Source organism: Larkinella knui (assembly GCF_003858645.1).
Lineage (GTDB): Bacteria > Bacteroidota > Bacteroidia > Cytophagales > Spirosomataceae > Larkinella > Larkinella knui.
On sequence record NZ_RQJP01000002.1, the window covers coordinates 245,511 to 261,857 of the forward strand.

Genomic DNA, 16,347 nt, shown 5'->3' on the forward strand with positions numbered 1-16,347 from the left:
CAATCGAACGGATGCTTCCATTGCCGGAAAGCCAATGGAAAACCATACCCTACACCCAATGGATACGCAGCAGCTTAAAGAGTCGTATGACCGTGATGGCTATCTCTTCATGCCCGGTTTTTTGTCCGAAGAGGAGATGCACGAATTGAACGAAAAACTGGCGTCGTACCTTCAGGATGTCGTGCCCGGTCTGCCGCCCCAGCGTGCGGTTTACCAGGACCCGACCGACCCGGGCTCGCTGGTGCAGTTATTTTACATGGATCAGTATGATTCGTATTACAACTACCTGCTGAACGACAGCAAGTTTCGCTGGCTGGCCGAACTCCTGCTCGGTGAACGGGTGATTCCCCAGAATCTGGAATTTTTCAATAAACCGCCCCGGATTGGCAAACCAACGCCACCCCACCAGGACAACTATTACTTCATGCTGACGCCCCCCGCGGCCGTTACGCTGTGGCTGGCTCTGGAAGAGGTGGATGCCGAAAACGGCTGCGTTCGCTACGTGCGGGGTTCCCACCAGCAGGGAATGCGCCCCCACGGTCGCACGAAAACGGTGGGTTTTTCGCAGGGCATGACCGATTTCGGTACCGAAAACGACTGGGCGAACGAGGTGGCACTGCCGGCCAAACCCGGTGATTTGCTGATTCACCACTCGATGACGGTTCACTGGGCGGATGGCAACCAGAGTTTGACGCGGACGCGCCGGGCGCTGGGATTCATCTATTTTGCCGAATCAGCTCGGGAAGACAAGGTTAAAAAAGAAGCCTACCAGCGGGAATTGAAAGCCCAGAAAGAAGCCTATCTGGAAGAATTAAAAGCGCAGGCCAATTCGTAAGGGCCGCTTGGTAACTCAAAACATGGCAGATTCCACTCCCCTTCTCGGGCATCAGACCCACCGGTATCAGGTGATTCCCGATTGGGGTACGTTAAATCCGGCGACCCACCCCGTCAACGATTGCCACGAAATGGTGATCGATGCGCAGGGCCGTATTTTTCTGTTGACCAACGAAACCCGGAATAACATCCTGGTGTATGACCGGGCGGGCAACCTGCTCGATTCCTGGGGAACAGAATATCCCGGCGGCCACGGTCTTTCGATCGCGAATGAAAACGGAGCCGAGTTTCTGTTCATTACCGACATCGAACGGCATCAGGTCATTAAAACCACCTTGAAGGGACAGGTGGTCATGACGCTCGATTATCCCGCAGAAACCGGTTTGTATACCGCAGCCGAACAGTTTTTGCCGACCCAAACCGCCGTGGGACCGAACGGCGATGTATACGTCACGGATGGCTACGGGCTTCAATACGTTATTCAATACACCCACGAGGGAAAATACATCCGGCATTGGGGCGGTTTGGGGTCGGCCGACGAGCAGTTCGATTGCGCACACGGGATTGCCGTCGATCGGCGGAATCCAGCCGAAACGACCTTACTCATTACGTCCCGAAACCACAACGCTTTCAAGCGTTTTACACTCGACGGCCAGTACCTCAGCACCATTTCGCTGCCCGGCTCGTTTGTCTGCCGACCCGTCATTCACGGCCCGCATGTATACGCTGCGGTATTTCGTTCAGAATCAAACCGGAAAGTGGGTTCGGGCTACATCACCATTCTGGACGCTCAGGACCGGGTCGTCTCCACACCGGGCGGTACGGAACCGGTTTATACCGCCGGTCGGTTGCAACCCCAAACCCAGCAGGAACCGGTTTTCATCCATCCGCACGATGTGTGCGTCGATGACGAGGAAAATGTGTACGTCTGCCAGTGGTCCTCCCACCGAACGTATCCGCTAAAACTGGAACGGGTGCGGGATTATTCCTGAGTACAATGACTTTTACCTAAACCGCCCTAAACCCGATCGTATGGCACTCGCTCAACCCGCCACCGCTGTTCTCGAATCCAAATTACCAGCCCGCGCCTGGCTGGTTGTGGCCTTGCTTTGCGTGGTGGGGGGCCTCAATTACCTCGATCGGGTAATGATTACCACCATGCGGGGTTCCATTGTGGAAGCCATTCCGATGAGTGACACCCAGTTTGGTTTACTGACGGCGGTATTTCTGTGGACCTACGGCCTGCTGAGCCCCATGGCCGGTTTTCTGGCCGACCGGTTTAGTCGCAGCCGGGTCATTATCGGCAGTTTATTTGTTTGGTCGGCGGTTACCTTTCTGACGGCGTTTTCGACCACCTTCGGCGAACTGCTGGCAACGCGGGCCTTGATGGGCGTGAGTGAGGCCTGTTACATTCCGGCAGCACTGGCGCTGATTGTCGATTACCACCGGGGCACGACCCGTTCGCTGGCTACGGGCATTCACGTAGGCGGGATGATGCTCGGCCAGAGCCTGGGGTTTGTGGGTGGCTGGATGGCCGAACGGCATGCGTGGAGCACGGCGTTCCAGATTTTTGGTCTCGTGGGCGTTGTCTATGCCGTGGTGCTCGTTTTCTTCCTGAAAGATGCCACCCCGCAACGCAATGAATCAATACCGCCGGTGGCGCAAAAAGTCCAGTTTATACCGGCTCTGCGGAATTTATTCAGTCGCGGGTCGTTCGGGCTGGCCTTGTTGTTCTGGGGCTTTCTGGGGATGGTCGGCTGGCTCATCATTGGCTGGTTGCCAACCTATTACAAGGAACATTTTCAGTTGCCGCAGGGCGAAGCCGGTTTATACGCAACGGGCTACCTGCACACGTCAGCCCTGATCGGCGTGTTGCTGGGCGGTTTTCTGGCCGATCGCTGGAGCCGCACCAACCCCCGCGCCCGGTTATTATTGCCAGCCATCGGCCTGCTGCTGGCGGCTCCCGGCGTTTTTCTGGCCAGCACAACGGACATGCTGCCCCTGGCCGTGGCGGGTTTTGTTTTATACGCCCTCACACGTACCTTCAGCGATGCCAACATGATGCCGATTCTTTGCCTGATCACCGATTCCCGGTACCGCGCAACGGGCTACGGTGTGCTCAACATGTTCAGTTGCATCGTTGGCGGAGCCGGAATTTACCTGGGTGGCATGCTGCGGGATAGTCACATTGACGTGAGCGTGCTGTTTCGGGTAGCCGCCGTCCTGATGGTGCTCTGCGCCGGGATTCTTTTTAGTATTCGAATAAAACCGGAGGAGTTGGAGTAAAAGTTACCCGATCTTCTGAAGAGATTGCCTGAATTAGCCAAAAGCCCCGGAGGGGCGACCTGTTAATAGAAAAATGAGTCAACCCGATTGCGGTAGCTCCGGAGGAGCGTTCTAAAAACAACCTAGGCCGCTCCTCCGGAGCTACCGCAATGGGAGGGTGCACGAATCTTCTATCAACAGGAAAGGCCTCCGGCCTGAACTTAAACCGTTTCTGAACCATTTTAAGCCGAATTACACCATGAAAATGCGGGAAAGCCGGGTACTGAAAAAATTGCGGGCGGGTGAAATTGCCAGTTGTTTTAAAATAAATTTTGCCGACGGACAGGCTTCCGAACTGGCCGCCATGCTGGGTTTCGACTGCCTCTGGCTGGATCAGGAACACCTGGCTCAGAACTGGTCGGTGATCAACGCCCACGTGTGGGCCGCCAAAGCCCACAATGTCGATGTGATGGTGCGGGTTCCGCGCGGCAGCTACAGCGATTACGTAAAGCCCCTGGAGCTGGACGCAACCGGTATTCTGGTTCCCCACATCATGAGCGCCCAGGACGCCCGCAACGTGGTGCAGATGACCCGTTTTCACCCCGTGGGTCGCCGGGCCATCGACGGTGGCAGCGCCGACGGGAGCTATACCAACCTGGATTTTAACGAATACCTCCGCCAGGCCAACGAACAGCGGTTTGTGATCGTACAGATTGAAGATCCGGAGCCGCTGGAGGAACTGGACGAAATTGCGTCCATCGAAGGCGTAGACGGCCTGTTCTTCGGGCCGGGCGATTTCAGCCAGGCGATTGGCGCACCGGGCGAATGGCACCACCCGCGACTCGTTGAGGCCCGGAAGCGGGTGGCCGAAGCCGCGAACCGGCACGGCAAGATTGCCGCCACCACCGGCAGCGTCGACCGGCTGGCGGAGTTTGTCGGCATGGGCTACCGCTTCGTCAGCGTTGGTGCCGATGTCATTGGCGTCAATACGTATTGCCAGAATATCCTTACCAAATTCGAGCAGGTCCGGGCGGGCAGCCGCGAAACGACCGTTGCAACGCAAACCGCGCAGGGCGGTTACAAGTAATTATGGAAAAACGACCTTTGGGAACAACCGGTATGGCGGTTTCCGAGATTGCCTTCGGCGGGGCCGAAATCGGCTTGCCCTACGGCATGGGTGTGACGAGTGAAGCGGACATGCTTTCGGAAAAAGAAGCCATTGAACTGCTTCACGCCAGCATCGACGCCGGGATCAATTTCTTCGATACCGCCCGTTTATACGGAACCAGCGAAGCCATCATGGGCAAAGCGTTTCACGACCGGCGGGATCAGGTGCTCATCGCGACCAAGTGCGGCCATTTTCGCGACAGCGACGGCAGCCTTCCGCCAGCCGCAACCCTGCGAAAACGCATCGAAACCTCGCTTCGGGAGAGCCTGACGGATTTGCAAACCGACTATGTCGATGTGTATATGCTCCATTCGGCGAACCTGGAAATATTGCAAAATCAGGAAGTGGCCCGGATTTTTTCCGACCTCAAAGCCAGTGGTGCCATCCGGAGCACGGGCGCATCGCTCTATTCCGTGGAAGAAGCCCAGGCGGCCCTCGACAGTGGTGTTTATGAAGTCATTCAGTCGGCTTTTAACCTGATGGACCAGCGGCAGGAAACCGTCTTCAGCGATGCCATCCAGCGGGGCGTGGGCCTCGTGATCCGGTCGGTTTTGATGCGGGGGCTTTTAACCGAAAAAGGCAAAAACCTCCACCCGGCCTTGCAGCCGGTTGAAAACCACATTGCAAAATACCAGGAACTGCTGGGTGAAGCCGCCCCCGACCTGGCCACGCTGGCAACCCGGTTTGCGTTGTCGTTTCCCGCCGTTTCCTCCATTCTGGTCGGTATGGACCGCCTGACGTACCTCCACCAGTCGCTCGAAGCCGCCAACGGGCGGTATCTGGACGAAAAAACCGTGGTGCGGGCGAAAGAACTGGCGTATCCTGATCCTACGTTTATAAACTTCCCTCATTGGGATAAAATGGGTTGGCTGTAACCGACTTAACCGCATGATCAAATTAGGTGTTATTGGCCTTACCCCCGGCAACGGCCACCCGTATTCCTGGCCCGCCATCATCAACGGCTCTTTCCATTCGGAGGAAATCAGTCAGGCGGGTTATCCCGGTATTTCCACGTACCTGACCGCCAACCGCGATTTGCTGGGCATCGATGGCGCGCAGGTCACGCACATCTGGACCCACGACGCGGCCATTTCCGGCCACATCGCCAAAGCCGTGGCCATTTCGAACGTGGTGGCCCGGCCCGAGGAGATGATTGGGCAGGTGGATGGTGTGCTGTTGCTGCGAGATGATCCCGAACAGGTTCTGGCTCTGTCGCGGCTTTTTATCGATGCCGGTATTCCGCTTTTCGTTGACAAACCGCTGGCCACCAATGCCGCCGATCTGGCCTATTTTTCGGAACAGGCCGCCCGGGGCAAATTCATCATGTCGTGTTCGTCCATGCGGTATGCAACCGAATGCCGGGCCGTCAAGAATGAGCTGGGGGCTTTGGGGCCCTTGGTACTGGCTACGGCCGTTGGCAAAAAGGACTGGATCAAGTACGGGGTTCATATGCTGGAAGCCCTGTTTATGCTCCTCGACGACCCCACTCCCGTGGCCGTCCAGCACGTGAGCAAAGCCGATAAGGACATTGTGTACGTGGAATTTTCGGACGGTTTTCGGGCCACGCTGCACCTGTTCATGGACATTTCGCTCACCTTCCAGCTCTCGCTGTTTGGCAAAGACGGCTGGCGACTTATCGACGTCAAAAACTGGTATGGCATGTTCCGGGACAACATTTCGGAGTTTATCCGTTCCGTTCGGGAGGGAAAACCGCGTCTGGCTTTTGAAAAAACCGAGACCATCATTCGCACCTTACTCGCTGCCCGGGAAAGTCTGGAACAGGGCGGCCGTGTCATTCACCTGAGTTAAAAAACTATGAACGTCAAGGAGTTATTGAGTTTACGGAATAAAGTAATTCTCGTTACCGGTGGGGCGGGACGATATGGCCAATGCATTGCCGAAGGGCTGGCCGAAGCCGACGGTACCGTCGTTATTGCCTCCCGCAACCAAAAAGCCATCGAGGAAACCGCAGCCCGGTTTCGGGATACCGGGCTGGATGTGCACGCCATGCCGGTGGATCAGGCCGACCCGGCTTCCGTGGCCGCCCTCAAGGCACAGATCAAAACTACCTTCGGCCGGCTGGATGGTTTCGTGAATAACGCCGTTTCGCGCCCCATGAAAGGATACGACGCGCCGATCGACCAGTTTGCGGAGTCGATGACGGTCAATGCGACCGGTATGATGGACATTCTGCGCGAAATGGCCGATCTGATCGAGCAGAGCGGAGGGGGCAGCATCATCAACATCGGTTCCATCTTCGGGATGTATGGCCCCGATCTATCCAACTACGAAGGCACCAACATGGGCACGCCCCCGCCGGATTATTTCTTCCACAACGGGGGACTGATCAACCTCAACCGGTATATGGCAAAAGTGCTGGCGGGTAAAAACATTCGCGTCAACTGCATCAGCCCCGGCGGACTGTTCAGCCACCAGCCGCAGCAATTTCTGGATAACTACACGAAGAAAGTTCCGCTTCGACGCATGGCTAACCAGGACGATATCAAGGGGTTAGTCGTGTTACTGGCTTCCGAAGCCGGGGCGTATATCAATGGGGAAAATATTGTGATGGATGGCGGGATGAAAGCCTGACGATTTACCAGTAAATTGAAGCCGGGAAATCAAATCAACTCACTTGTCTATTGCGATACCATGTCTCACAACCGCCGAAATTTCGTTAAAACACTAGCCGCTGCCGGAAGCGCTTTCTCACTCAACAGCCTGTTTAACACCGTTCACGCTGCGGATTGGGCCGTTGCCAACGAGCGCGTCAAGCACCTTAGTCCGCTGGAAGTTGCGGCCGATGAAGACTATTGGCGCACCATTCAGCAAGGCTATACGGCTTCGTCGTCCAGCATCATCATTCTCAACAACGGGGGTGTTTCGCCGTCTCCGCTCGTGGTGCAACAGGCAGTTGAACGGTATAACCAGCTGGTCAATCAGGGACCATCGTATTACATGTGGCGGATTCTGGATCAGGGCCGCGAGCCGGTGCGGGAAAAACTGGCGGCATTGGCCGGAACCCTCCCCGACGAAATTGCCATCAACCGCAATGCCACCGAAGCGCTCAATACCGTCATTTACGGGCTCGATCTGGCAAAGGGCGACGAAGTAATCGGTACGCTCCAAGATTATCCGAACATCATTCAGGCGTGGCGGCAACGGGCGCAGCGGGAAGGCATCGTTTACAAACAACTCAGTTTCAATTTTCCGATTGAAGACGACGAACAGATTGTCCGCGAGTACGAAAAAGCCATTACGCCCAAAACCAAAATCATTCACGTTACCCACGTCATCAACTGGGTCGGACAGATCATGCCGGTGCAGAAAATCTGCCGCATGGCCAAAAAACACGGTATTGAGGTGGTGGTAGATGGAGCGCACTCCTTCGGTTTGCTGGATTTCAAGGTGTCAGACCTGGGTTGCGATTATTTCGGAACCAGCCTGCACAAATTCCTGTCGGCCCCGGTCGGCAGCGGAATGCTGTGGATCAAAAAAGAAAAGATTTCCAAAATCTGGCCGCTGCTGTGTAACAGCCAGCCGAAAAGTGACGATATCCGCAAGTTCGAGACGCTCGGCACCCGCAGTTTCCCGATTGAACAGGGCATTGGTGAAGCCATTAATTTTCACAATGCCATCGGCAACAAACGCAAGGAAGAACGCGTGCGGTATCTGAAAAATTACTGGGCCGAAAAAGTCCTGAAGTTTCCCGGCGTCAAGCTGTCCACATCCCTCAAACCCCAGTTTTCGTGCGGTATTTGTGGGGTGAGCATCGACGGCATGACGCCCGGCGAAGTGGAAGGAAAGCTCATGGCGAAATATAAAATCAACACCTCTCCCACCGTTTGGGAGAACATCAGTTGTGTCCGGGTAACGCCCCACGTGTATACGACGCTGGCCGATCTGGATAAACTGGTCAAATCAATCGGCGAAATTGCCGCTGACAAAAAGAAGGCGTAATGAGCCAATACCGTACCCTTTATTTCAGCTTTGCTGCCCTTGTTGCCATGACGCACCCGAATCTTACGCAGGCCCAGAAATCGCCAGAAGAAACCAAAACCCAGTGTATCAGCCTGTTGCGGGAAGCCGTACAGTCTGCCGAAAGTTTTTTCATCAAGGTACACGCGGCCGAAGCGCTGATTGGCAATCACCTTCCGCAGGGAATCGAACCGGTTTTTACGGACCTGCAAAAAGCCGCCCCGGACTATTTCCTGGGCTCGACGCGGATTCTGGCCCGGTTACACAAAAGCAATCCCGCCCGGTATGAATCGCAGGTCGATCAGATTCTGACGGTGTTTCTGCACTCGGAAATCGTCCGGCAGCGGCTGATTGCGCTGGAAAGTCTGGGAAAACTGGGCTACAGCCAGCCGCTTCCCCAGATCCGGCAACAGGCCGACCACGGCACGGATGGCATGAAGCCGATGGCGCGTTGGGTGCTGGCCAATTCGGGCCGGGCGGAAGATGAAGCCCAGCTGGCCGAAATGCTCACGCTGACGGATCCGCTCTCCTATCGGTATGCCGCCTATGCCTGCCGTTTTCTGGAAACGATCCGACCCGCTACGTACGCGCTCCTGGAAACCTGCGCGGCCCGGATTCCGGTCGACGATCCCCAGCGGGTGTACGTTTTGAGTGCCTTATTCGTGCACTCGCCCGAGCCCAAACGCCCGGCTACCCGTGCGGCTTTGCGGGCCTACGAAACGGGCGAAATCGGGGAACGGTATGAAGTAGCGGAAGCCTTGTCGCTGCGGGGAACGGTTGCGGATGTACCGGTATTGGAAAAACTGCTGGCAGATGAAAATCAGGACGTTCGGGTAGCGGCCGCCAACGCCCTGCTCCGTATCTACGGACGTTAGTCCGTAATTCTTTCCTGCCTGCTTTGCAGGATCTAAAAAAATACGGACTAAAGTCCGTAGGTACTTGCCTCGGCAGTCCTTGTGATCAATAGACTCTTAACCCTAACCCAAATGCGATTTGCAATTCCTATCCCCATTCTCCTCCTGGTTTTTTCCGCCACCACCAGCTTCGGCTGGACAAACCGGGCGCCGTCAGACGGTTCTCTGCGGGCCGATTCCATTCCGTACCAGGTCATTTCCAAAGGGGGTGACGCGGGCGACTACCAGGCTTTCGCCGATGCCTGCCGACTGAAAAACGGCGATATTGCTGCGGTTTTTTACGCGGGTTACGGACATGTCAGTTCGCCGAACGAAGCCTATCCCAAAGGCGGACGGCTTTGCATGGTCCGGTCAAAAGACGAGGGACAGACGTGGAGCAAACCGGTTACGATTTACGACGATCCTGAAGACAACCGCGATCCGCACATCAGCCAGCTGAACGATGGAACGATTTTGGTCAGTTTTTTCTCGCTTGTTTTCAAACCCGGTCAGGAACGGCAGGGCATCGGCCCGCAGTTGATTCGCTCCACGGATAACGGAATCACCTGGGACAAAACCGCCCTGACCATTCCGGTAAACGGTGCCTGGTACTGCTCCGCCCCGGTTCGGGAATTGCCCAATGGCACGCTGGTTTTTCCGGTATATCATCAGGAAGGCAAAGGAGACGCTCTCAAAGCCTGGGGTGGGGTTTTGCTTTCCAAAGACAAAGGAAAAACCTGGGGCGAAGTGATTCCCATCGGGCAGGAAGCCAACTTGCCGCTGGCGGCCGAAACGGATGTCATCCTCCTGAAAGACAATACGTTGCTGGCCGCTTTACGGGCGCAGAAAGACACCCCGATGCACTATGCCACCAGCAACGACATGGGAGCCAGCTGGACGCCGGTTAAAAGTTTTGGTTTTCTGGGCCATTCGCCCGCTTTCACCCGGCTGAAATCCGGCGAAATCCTGCTGACCTACCGGGGATTTACGAAGGGGGGCGACTGGGCTACGGCCTACACGGCGTTACAAGTGAGCTTCGACGATGGCAAAAGCTGGCAGGGGCCTTACCGGCTCGATAAAACGACCGGGGCCTATCCTTCGACGGTGGATCTGAAAGATGGTACGGTATTGTGTATTTATTACGAAGAGGGTAAAGGAAGTGCGATCCGTGCTTTGCATTTCAAAAAGCCCCGACCCGCCCGCATTCCGGCCGGAACCATTCAACCCGTTGAAACCATCGCGTGGAAGTAATGGCGGGCGGTTTCCGAGAATTTCACCCCTTATGAACAAAAAGACCGGTTTTGGTGCTCTACTGGCCCTTATCCTGCTGACAATTACCTGTACAGCGCCCCGAATTACCTCGAAAACGGTGACGGCCCCGGCCGATTCGTATCCTGCGGTAGTCCCCAATCCTACCGCCGTTTATCTGTCGCCCGAAGCGAGTATGAAAACCATGTATTTGCCGAAAGGATACCATCTTGAACTGGTGGCCAGCGAGCCCATGATCAAAGAACCGGTAGCCATTGCGTGGGACGGCAATGCCCGCATGTATGTGGCAGAAATGCTGACCTACATGCAGGACGCCGATTTTACGGGCGAACAGGAACCGCGCAGCCGGATTTCGTTGCTGGAAGATACCGACAACGACGGCAAAATGGATAAACATACGGTATTCATTGACAGCCTGTTACTGCCCCGAATGCTCTTGTGTGTCAATCACGAACTGCTGGTCAACGAAACCAATACTCTCAATGTCTGGCGGTATCAGGATACCAACGGCGACGGCCGGGCCGACACCAGGACAATCGCCTACCGCAATGATGCCTACTCGGCCAACGACGCGAACATGGAGCACCAGCGCAGCGGTATGGACTGGAATCTGGACAACTGGATTTACCTGACCTACGACCCGATTCGCTGGCGGTATAGCAACGGCCAGCTCAAAGCGGATACGCTGCCCAGCGGTTCGGGTGGGCAATGGGGGGTGACGCATGATGACTACGGGCGGCTTTTTTATTCGCGGGCCGGGGGAGAAATTCCCGCACTCGGTTTTCAGATCAACCCGGTTTACGGAACCCTGGACTTTCCGGATCAGTATGATGCCGAATTCGCGGAGGTCTGGCCCATTATTGCCACCCCCGATGTGCAGGGCGGCCTGATGCGTTTGCGGCCCGATTCGACGCTCAATCACTTTACGGCTCCCTGCGGACAATCCATTTTTCGGGGCGACCGCCTGCCTGCTGACCTGCGGGGCGATTACCTGGTTTGCGAGCCCGTGGCCCGAAGTATTCGCCGGGCCGAAGTCCTGGAGGTGGCCGGGAAGCGGGTGCTGCGCAACACGTACCCACGGCGGGAGTTCATTGCTTCGACCGATATGAATTTCCGGCCAGTCAATACCTATACCGGGCCGGATGGCTGTCTGTATATTGTCGACATGCACCGTGGCATTATTCAGCAGGGCAACTGGACCAAACCGGGGTCGTTTCTTCGGCAGGCCATCGACTACCGGGGCTTTGCGAAAAATACCGGGCACGGCCGTATTTACCGGCTCGTCCACGACGGCTTTCAGCGGTCGGAGAAGCCAAAAATGCTGGACGAAACCGCCCGTAAACTCGTCACCTATCTGGCCCATCCGAACGGCTGGTGGCGCGATAATGCGCAAAAACAACTCATTGCCCTGGGCGACCAGTCCGTCGTGCCGGTATTGAAACAGATGGCGTCGCATCAGCAAGGTTCGACAACAGAGCCACTTGGCCATCTGGCCCGCATCCACGCCCTCTGGACGCTGGAAGGGTTGGGTGCGCTCGATAAAGAAACGATTTCGACGGCCTTGAAAGACCCGCACGCCCAGGTGCGGAAAACCGCGGTCTGGATCAGTGAACCGTCTATTAAACAAGGTGATCGAACGTTGATTGGTCTGCTGCAACCCCTGCAAACAGATCCCAGCCCTGATGTACGGAGTCAACTCATTCTTTCGCTTCATTACAGCCCTTTGCCGGAAGCCGGGGCCATTGTGAAAGCCATTGCCAGCCAGAATACCGAAAATGAATTGTTGGGGAGCGCACTGCAACGGAGCCTGCAAAAAAACGAGGATGTGAAGGCTTACGGGCGCAAACTGGGCGTATTACCAGAAGCAGACCGCAGCCTGATTCTGGCGGGTGCGGCCACATTCAAATCCCTGTGCGCCACCTGCCACGGCCCCGACGGCAAGGGCCTCGCCATGGGGGGTGGCAGCATGCCCGCACCTCCACTGGCAGGCTCCAAACGGGTTCATTTCCAGACGGATAAGACCACCGTCATCAACATTCTGCTGCATGGGCTGTCGGGTCCGGTCGACGGAAAAACCTATGCCGACATGCCGTCGATGGATGCCAACAGTGACGACTGGATTGCTTCGGTTCTGAGCTACATTCGCTACGAATTTGGCGGCTACAGCCCCGGCCCCGTTTCGGCCGCCACCCGCCCGGCCGGCGACACGGTGACCACTCCGGTTCTGGACAAAAAAGGATTTGTAACGCGGCCACTGGTGTCACCCGTCGTCAGGCCGGAAGAGGTGAAAGCGCTGCGGGCGAAAACAGCGGGCAGAATCCAACCGTGGACCCTGGCGGAGCTTGAGGCAAGAAAAACGGAAAAGTAGCGATTCGAACAGTCTGGCCGCATCAGACCTTCTTTTCCGACTTCAAAAATACATTCCGGCCCGTTACCAGAACTAAAATCCAGAAAAACAGGGGTGCGATCACCTGCGCGTAATCCCCGGCGTAACGGGCCGACATGAAATCATCCTGCGATTCGTCATATAGCACCCGAAGCCGGTCGTTGGGGTGGGTCGTTTCGTATTCATCCTCCGTAATCGGAACAACGCGTTCGCCGGGCTTGTATCGGAAAGTCGCATCATACCGGTATTGGGTAAAACCGGAGCTTCGGGTGCTATTGCCTATCCGGTGCCGGTCGGTATCCAGCACGGTTACGTCCATCGGCCGGCCGTTCGTTTTTACATGCCGGTAATATTGAAAATACTCCCAGGTGTCGTACGTAAAAAACAGGGCAGCAATTCCCAGAACGAGTACCAGAACAAAGCGGGCGACGGTTTGCACGAACGTCCAGCCTGTGATGGAAACCACCACTCCCCCGGCAAAAAAGAACAAGGCGGTGGCAACGGCCAGAAAGCCAACCAGCAATTTATACTCCCGGCTAAACCCATTGATGGAAGACCATTGAACCAGCCGGGAAACCACCCGACCCGGTTTTCGCTCGACGTGCTGCTGGAGAAACGCATCCCGCCCAGGATGATAAAGCAGCCGGATCCGGTCGCCCGGGCTCACCCAGGCGGTATCGAACACATAGCGGGTCTGGTACGTTTTCTGCTGGTACGGAAATGTGAGGTAATTGCTGTTTCCCAGCATATCCCGGTACGAATGCCGCGACCAATCGACGTCAGAAACTGTTACTTCAACTACTTTCCCATCTTTCAAAAACTGGTTTTGAAGCCGTTCCTCTTCGTATAAATGCCACACAAACCAGGCCGCCACCGCTAGAAACGCCACCACAACCAGGGATATAACCAACTGGTACAACTTACCCAAAAAAATGCCAATCGCGCGGAGCATACGTGCTGTTGTTAACCCGGAAGCCGCTTAAAAATAAAGAAGTTATCATCAAATCGATCCCATTTCGGCAAATAGATTCGTACTTCTGTGTAAACGGTCGGCCGGTAAGCACCAGGCGGTTTTCCGGGCCTGGCGATTTTAAATCTGAAACAGTAGGGCGCTGAATTTGAAATCCGGCGCAGCGAAAGCTATCTTTGCCAAACTTTTCCTCCTCATTCGCGCCATGCAACAACTCAGCGTCCGACACCTGCTGGGCATTAAGAACCTGACCGAGAACGACATTCAACTCATTTTAGGAACGGCTCGCGAGTTCAAAGACGTCATTAACCGACCGATCAAAAAAGTGCCGTCGCTGCGCGATATCACGATTGCCAACGTTTTTTTTGAAAATTCGACCCGTACCCGGCTGTCGTTCGAGTTGGCCGAAAAGCGGTTATCGGCCGATGTCGTCAATTTTTCGGCTTCGGGCAGTTCGGTCAAAAAGGGCGAGACGCTGCTCGATACCGTCAACAACATTCTGGCCATGAAGGTCGATATGATCGTCATGCGCCACAGCAGCCCCGGTGCCCCGCATTACCTCTCGGACCGAATTAACGCCAACGTGGTGAACGCGGGCGACGGCACCCACGAACACCCTACGCAGGCCCTGCTCGATTCGTTTTCCATTCAGGACAAACTGGGCGAGGTAGCGGGCAAACGCGTGGCCATCATCGGTGACATTCTGCACTCCCGCGTGGCGTTATCGAACATTTTCTGTTTGCAAAAACAGGGTGCGGAAGTGATGGTTTGCGGCCCCACCACGCTGATTCCCAAACACATCAACGAGTTAGGGGTCAAAGTCAGCCATGACGTTCGGGAAGCCCTCAACTGGTGCGACGTCGCCAACGTCCTCCGGATTCAGCTGGAACGTCAGCAAATCAAGTATTTTCCATCACTGCGGGAATATTCGCTCTACTACGGGATTACCAAAAAAATGCTGGACGAACTGGACCGGCCGATTGTGCTGATGCACCCCGGCCCCATCAACCGGGGCGTCGAGCTGACGTCCGACGCGGCCGATTCGCATCATTCGATCATTCTGGATCAGGTGGAAAACGGCGTGGCGGTGCGCATGGCGGTTTTGTATCTGCTGGCGCAGATGTAAGTACCCACGGACTTTAGTCCGTGAGACCTAAGCCGCCCTGAATTTGACAATCACACGGACTTAAGTCCGTGGGTACTTTCCTAAACCCATCGTTAATCAATGAAAAAAACATTACGCTTCGTTTGCGGACTGTTACTTTACGCCTTCAGTTACTCCCTGTTCGCCCAACCCACCCAAACCTTTACCAATGCCAAATCCCCCGCCGAGGCTGGGTTCTCGGCCGAGCGGCTTAAACGCCTGGATGACTACCTGCAAGGTTTTATTGACAAAGGCATTGCTCCTAACGCCGTCACCTTCGTGGCCCGAAATGGCAGGATTGTGCACTACAAAGCCTTTGGCTATAGCAATCTGGAAAAGAAAACCCCGCTCAAACGCGACGCTATTTACCGCATTGCGTCCCAGTCGAAAGCCGTGGTGACGGTGGCCCTGATGACCTTGTTTGAAGAAGAGAAATTTCTGCTCGACGACCCGATTTCCAAATACATCCCGGCCTTCAAAAATCCGCGCGTGCTGGTCAGCGTCGATAAGGAAAAAGGGACCTACGAAACCCGGCCCGCCAAACGCGACGTCACGATCCGGCACCTGTTGAGCCACAACGCCGGGATTCCCTACGACCACTCGCTCGACCAGCGGCCCGAGTTTAAAGTACCGTTTTACAACTCGACGCAACCCGACAAACTGGAAGACGTTGTTAACCGGATTGCCGCCCGGCCCCTGACCAAAGACCCCGGCGAAGCGTTTGTCTACGGTTTGAATACCGACATTATCGGTCGGCTGGTGGAAATTCTGGCCGGAAAACCGCTGGATGTGGCGCTGCGCGAACGCGTCCTGGAACCGGTCGGCATGACCGACACGTATTTTTATCTTCCCGCCAGCAAAGCCAACCGCTTAGTGGAACTCTATTCCAAAAGCAGCGCCGAAAAACCGCTGACGCTGCACGAAAACACGGCCTACCGTTCGTTCGCGGTGGAAGGGGCCAAGACGTATTTTTCGGGCGGGGCCGGACTGGTCAGCACGGTGGAAGATTATGCCAAATTCTGCCAGATGATGCTCAACGGCGGCAGCTTTAACAACAAACGGATTCTGGGTCGAAAAACGGTGGAAATGATGCTGAAAAACCAGATTGGCGATGCCGAAACCAGCGCCTACCAAGACAAATTTGGCCTTGGTTTTCAATTGATTACGCCCGAAAGCAGTTACGGAGACCTGCTGAGTCCGGGGTCGTTTTCGTGGGGCGGTATGTACTGTTCGGAATACACGATCGATCCGAAAGAAAACCTCATCCTGCTGGTGTTCACCAATGTGCAACCCTACGCACATTCGAGTGAATTCAGACGAAAATTCCGGATTGCGGTTTATCAGGCGCTGGAATGAGTGGCTAAACCGGACAGATTGCGTCTTGAAGACCTGACCGGTTTTCAAGACGCAATCTGTCCGGGATTTCAAATCCCGGGCCAC

14 protein-coding genes are annotated in these 16,347 nt (G+C 55.6%); 13 read left to right on the forward strand and 1 reads right to left on the reverse strand.

Annotated elements, in window-relative coordinates:
* Positions 1 to 58 precede the first annotated feature (58 nt).
* From EHT87_RS09965 to EHT87_RS10015, 11 genes are all read left to right on the forward strand, one after another.
* Positions 59 to 835 carry a phytanoyl-CoA dioxygenase family protein gene (locus EHT87_RS09965; protein WP_124906484.1) on the forward strand — a complete coding sequence of 259 codons (777 nt, stop codon included), beginning with the start codon at positions 59 to 61 and terminating at the stop codon, positions 833 to 835.
* Positions 836 to 857: 22 nt separating this feature from the next.
* Complete coding sequence (locus EHT87_RS09970; RefSeq protein WP_124906485.1) at positions 858 to 1,826, forward strand: NHL repeat-containing protein; 969 nt, start codon at positions 858 to 860, stop codon at positions 1,824 to 1,826.
* 40 nt (positions 1,827 to 1,866) lie between these two features.
* Positions 1,867 to 3,120, forward strand: a complete 1,254-nt coding sequence (locus EHT87_RS09975) for an MFS transporter (protein WP_124906486.1) — start codon at positions 1,867 to 1,869, stop codon at positions 3,118 to 3,120.
* A 238-nt stretch (positions 3,121 to 3,358) separates the two neighbouring features.
* Positions 3,359 to 4,186 (forward strand): HpcH/HpaI aldolase family protein, encoded by an 828-nt coding sequence (locus tag EHT87_RS09980; protein ID WP_124906487.1) that lies wholly within the window; start codon positions 3,359 to 3,361, stop codon positions 4,184 to 4,186.
* 2 nt (positions 4,187 to 4,188) lie between these two features.
* Positions 4,189 to 5,142, forward strand: a complete 954-nt coding sequence (locus EHT87_RS09985) for an aldo/keto reductase (protein ID WP_124906488.1) — start codon at positions 4,189 to 4,191, stop codon at positions 5,140 to 5,142.
* A 13-nt stretch (positions 5,143 to 5,155) separates the two neighbouring features.
* Positions 5,156 to 6,076 (forward strand): Gfo/Idh/MocA family protein, encoded by a 921-nt coding sequence (locus EHT87_RS09990; RefSeq protein ID WP_124906489.1) that lies wholly within the window; start codon positions 5,156 to 5,158, stop codon positions 6,074 to 6,076.
* A 6-nt stretch (positions 6,077 to 6,082) separates the two neighbouring features.
* Positions 6,083 to 6,859 (forward strand): SDR family oxidoreductase, encoded by a 777-nt coding sequence (locus EHT87_RS09995; RefSeq protein WP_124906490.1) that lies wholly within the window; start codon positions 6,083 to 6,085, stop codon positions 6,857 to 6,859.
* 60 nt (positions 6,860 to 6,919) lie between these two features.
* Entirely contained in the window at positions 6,920 to 8,227 is a 1,308-nt protein-coding gene (locus tag EHT87_RS10000; RefSeq protein WP_124906491.1) for an aminotransferase class V-fold PLP-dependent enzyme, read from the forward strand.
* Positions 8,227 to 9,120, forward strand: coding sequence for a HEAT repeat domain-containing protein (locus EHT87_RS10005; RefSeq protein WP_124906492.1), 894 nt, complete (start codon positions 8,227 to 8,229; stop codon positions 9,118 to 9,120). The genes EHT87_RS10000 and EHT87_RS10005 overlap by 1 nt, the downstream gene beginning before the upstream one ends.
* A gap of 111 nt (positions 9,121 to 9,231) precedes the next feature.
* Positions 9,232 to 10,389, forward strand: a complete 1,158-nt coding sequence (locus EHT87_RS10010; RefSeq protein WP_124906493.1) for a sialidase family protein — start codon at positions 9,232 to 9,234, stop codon at positions 10,387 to 10,389.
* 31 nt (positions 10,390 to 10,420) lie between these two features.
* Positions 10,421 to 12,775 (forward strand): DUF7133 domain-containing protein, encoded by a 2,355-nt coding sequence (locus EHT87_RS10015; protein WP_124906494.1) that lies wholly within the window; start codon positions 10,421 to 10,423, stop codon positions 12,773 to 12,775.
* Between the two features lie 22 nt (positions 12,776 to 12,797).
* Here EHT87_RS10015 and EHT87_RS10020 read toward each other — a convergent pair whose 3' ends face one another.
* Positions 12,798 to 13,745, reverse strand: coding sequence for a hypothetical protein (locus tag EHT87_RS10020; RefSeq protein ID WP_124906495.1), 948 nt, complete (start codon positions 13,743 to 13,745; stop codon positions 12,798 to 12,800).
* A 223-nt stretch (positions 13,746 to 13,968) separates the two neighbouring features.
* On the opposite strand from EHT87_RS10020, the gene EHT87_RS10025 reads away from it, so the two are divergent.
* Both EHT87_RS10025 and EHT87_RS10030 read left to right on the forward strand, forming a co-directional pair.
* The gene (locus EHT87_RS10025) at positions 13,969 to 14,889 is read left to right on the forward strand and encodes an aspartate carbamoyltransferase catalytic subunit (RefSeq protein ID WP_124906496.1); all 921 of its coding nucleotides are present in this window, start codon (positions 13,969 to 13,971) and stop codon (positions 14,887 to 14,889) included.
* A 99-nt stretch (positions 14,890 to 14,988) separates the two neighbouring features.
* A complete protein-coding gene (locus EHT87_RS10030) occupies positions 14,989 to 16,263 on the forward strand; it encodes a serine hydrolase domain-containing protein (protein ID WP_124906497.1) in 1,275 nt (424 codons plus the stop codon).
* Positions 16,264 to 16,347 lie beyond the last annotated feature (84 nt).

What these genes read in the sequence shown, in the direction of transcription:
- EHT87_RS09965 (WP_124906484.1), top strand. Translation starts at nt 59, where the DNA reads ATGGATACGCAGCAGCTTAAAGAGTCGTATGACCGTGATGGCTATCTC.
- EHT87_RS09970 (WP_124906485.1), top strand. Translation starts at nt 858, where the DNA reads ATGGCAGATTCCACTCCCCTTCTCGGGCATCAGACCCACCGGTATCAG.
- EHT87_RS09975 (WP_124906486.1), top strand. Translation starts at nt 1,867, where the DNA reads ATGGCACTCGCTCAACCCGCCACCGCTGTTCTCGAATCCAAATTACCA.
- EHT87_RS09980 (WP_124906487.1), top strand. Translation starts at nt 3,359, where the DNA reads ATGAAAATGCGGGAAAGCCGGGTACTGAAAAAATTGCGGGCGGGTGAA.
- EHT87_RS09985 (WP_124906488.1), top strand. Translation starts at nt 4,189, where the DNA reads ATGGAAAAACGACCTTTGGGAACAACCGGTATGGCGGTTTCCGAGATT.
- EHT87_RS09990 (WP_124906489.1), top strand. Translation starts at nt 5,156, where the DNA reads ATGATCAAATTAGGTGTTATTGGCCTTACCCCCGGCAACGGCCACCCG.
- EHT87_RS09995 (WP_124906490.1), top strand. Translation starts at nt 6,083, where the DNA reads ATGAACGTCAAGGAGTTATTGAGTTTACGGAATAAAGTAATTCTCGTT.
- EHT87_RS10000 (WP_124906491.1), top strand. Translation starts at nt 6,920, where the DNA reads ATGTCTCACAACCGCCGAAATTTCGTTAAAACACTAGCCGCTGCCGGA.
- EHT87_RS10005 (WP_124906492.1), top strand. Translation starts at nt 8,227, where the DNA reads ATGAGCCAATACCGTACCCTTTATTTCAGCTTTGCTGCCCTTGTTGCC.
- EHT87_RS10010 (WP_124906493.1), top strand. Translation starts at nt 9,232, where the DNA reads ATGCGATTTGCAATTCCTATCCCCATTCTCCTCCTGGTTTTTTCCGCC.
- EHT87_RS10015 (WP_124906494.1), top strand. Translation starts at nt 10,421, where the DNA reads ATGAACAAAAAGACCGGTTTTGGTGCTCTACTGGCCCTTATCCTGCTG.
- EHT87_RS10020 (WP_124906495.1), bottom strand. Translation starts at nt 13,745, where the DNA reads ATGCTCCGCGCGATTGGCATTTTTTTGGGTAAGTTGTACCAGTTGGTT.
- EHT87_RS10025 (WP_124906496.1), top strand. Translation starts at nt 13,969, where the DNA reads ATGCAACAACTCAGCGTCCGACACCTGCTGGGCATTAAGAACCTGACC.
- EHT87_RS10030 (WP_124906497.1), top strand. Translation starts at nt 14,989, where the DNA reads ATGAAAAAAACATTACGCTTCGTTTGCGGACTGTTACTTTACGCCTTC.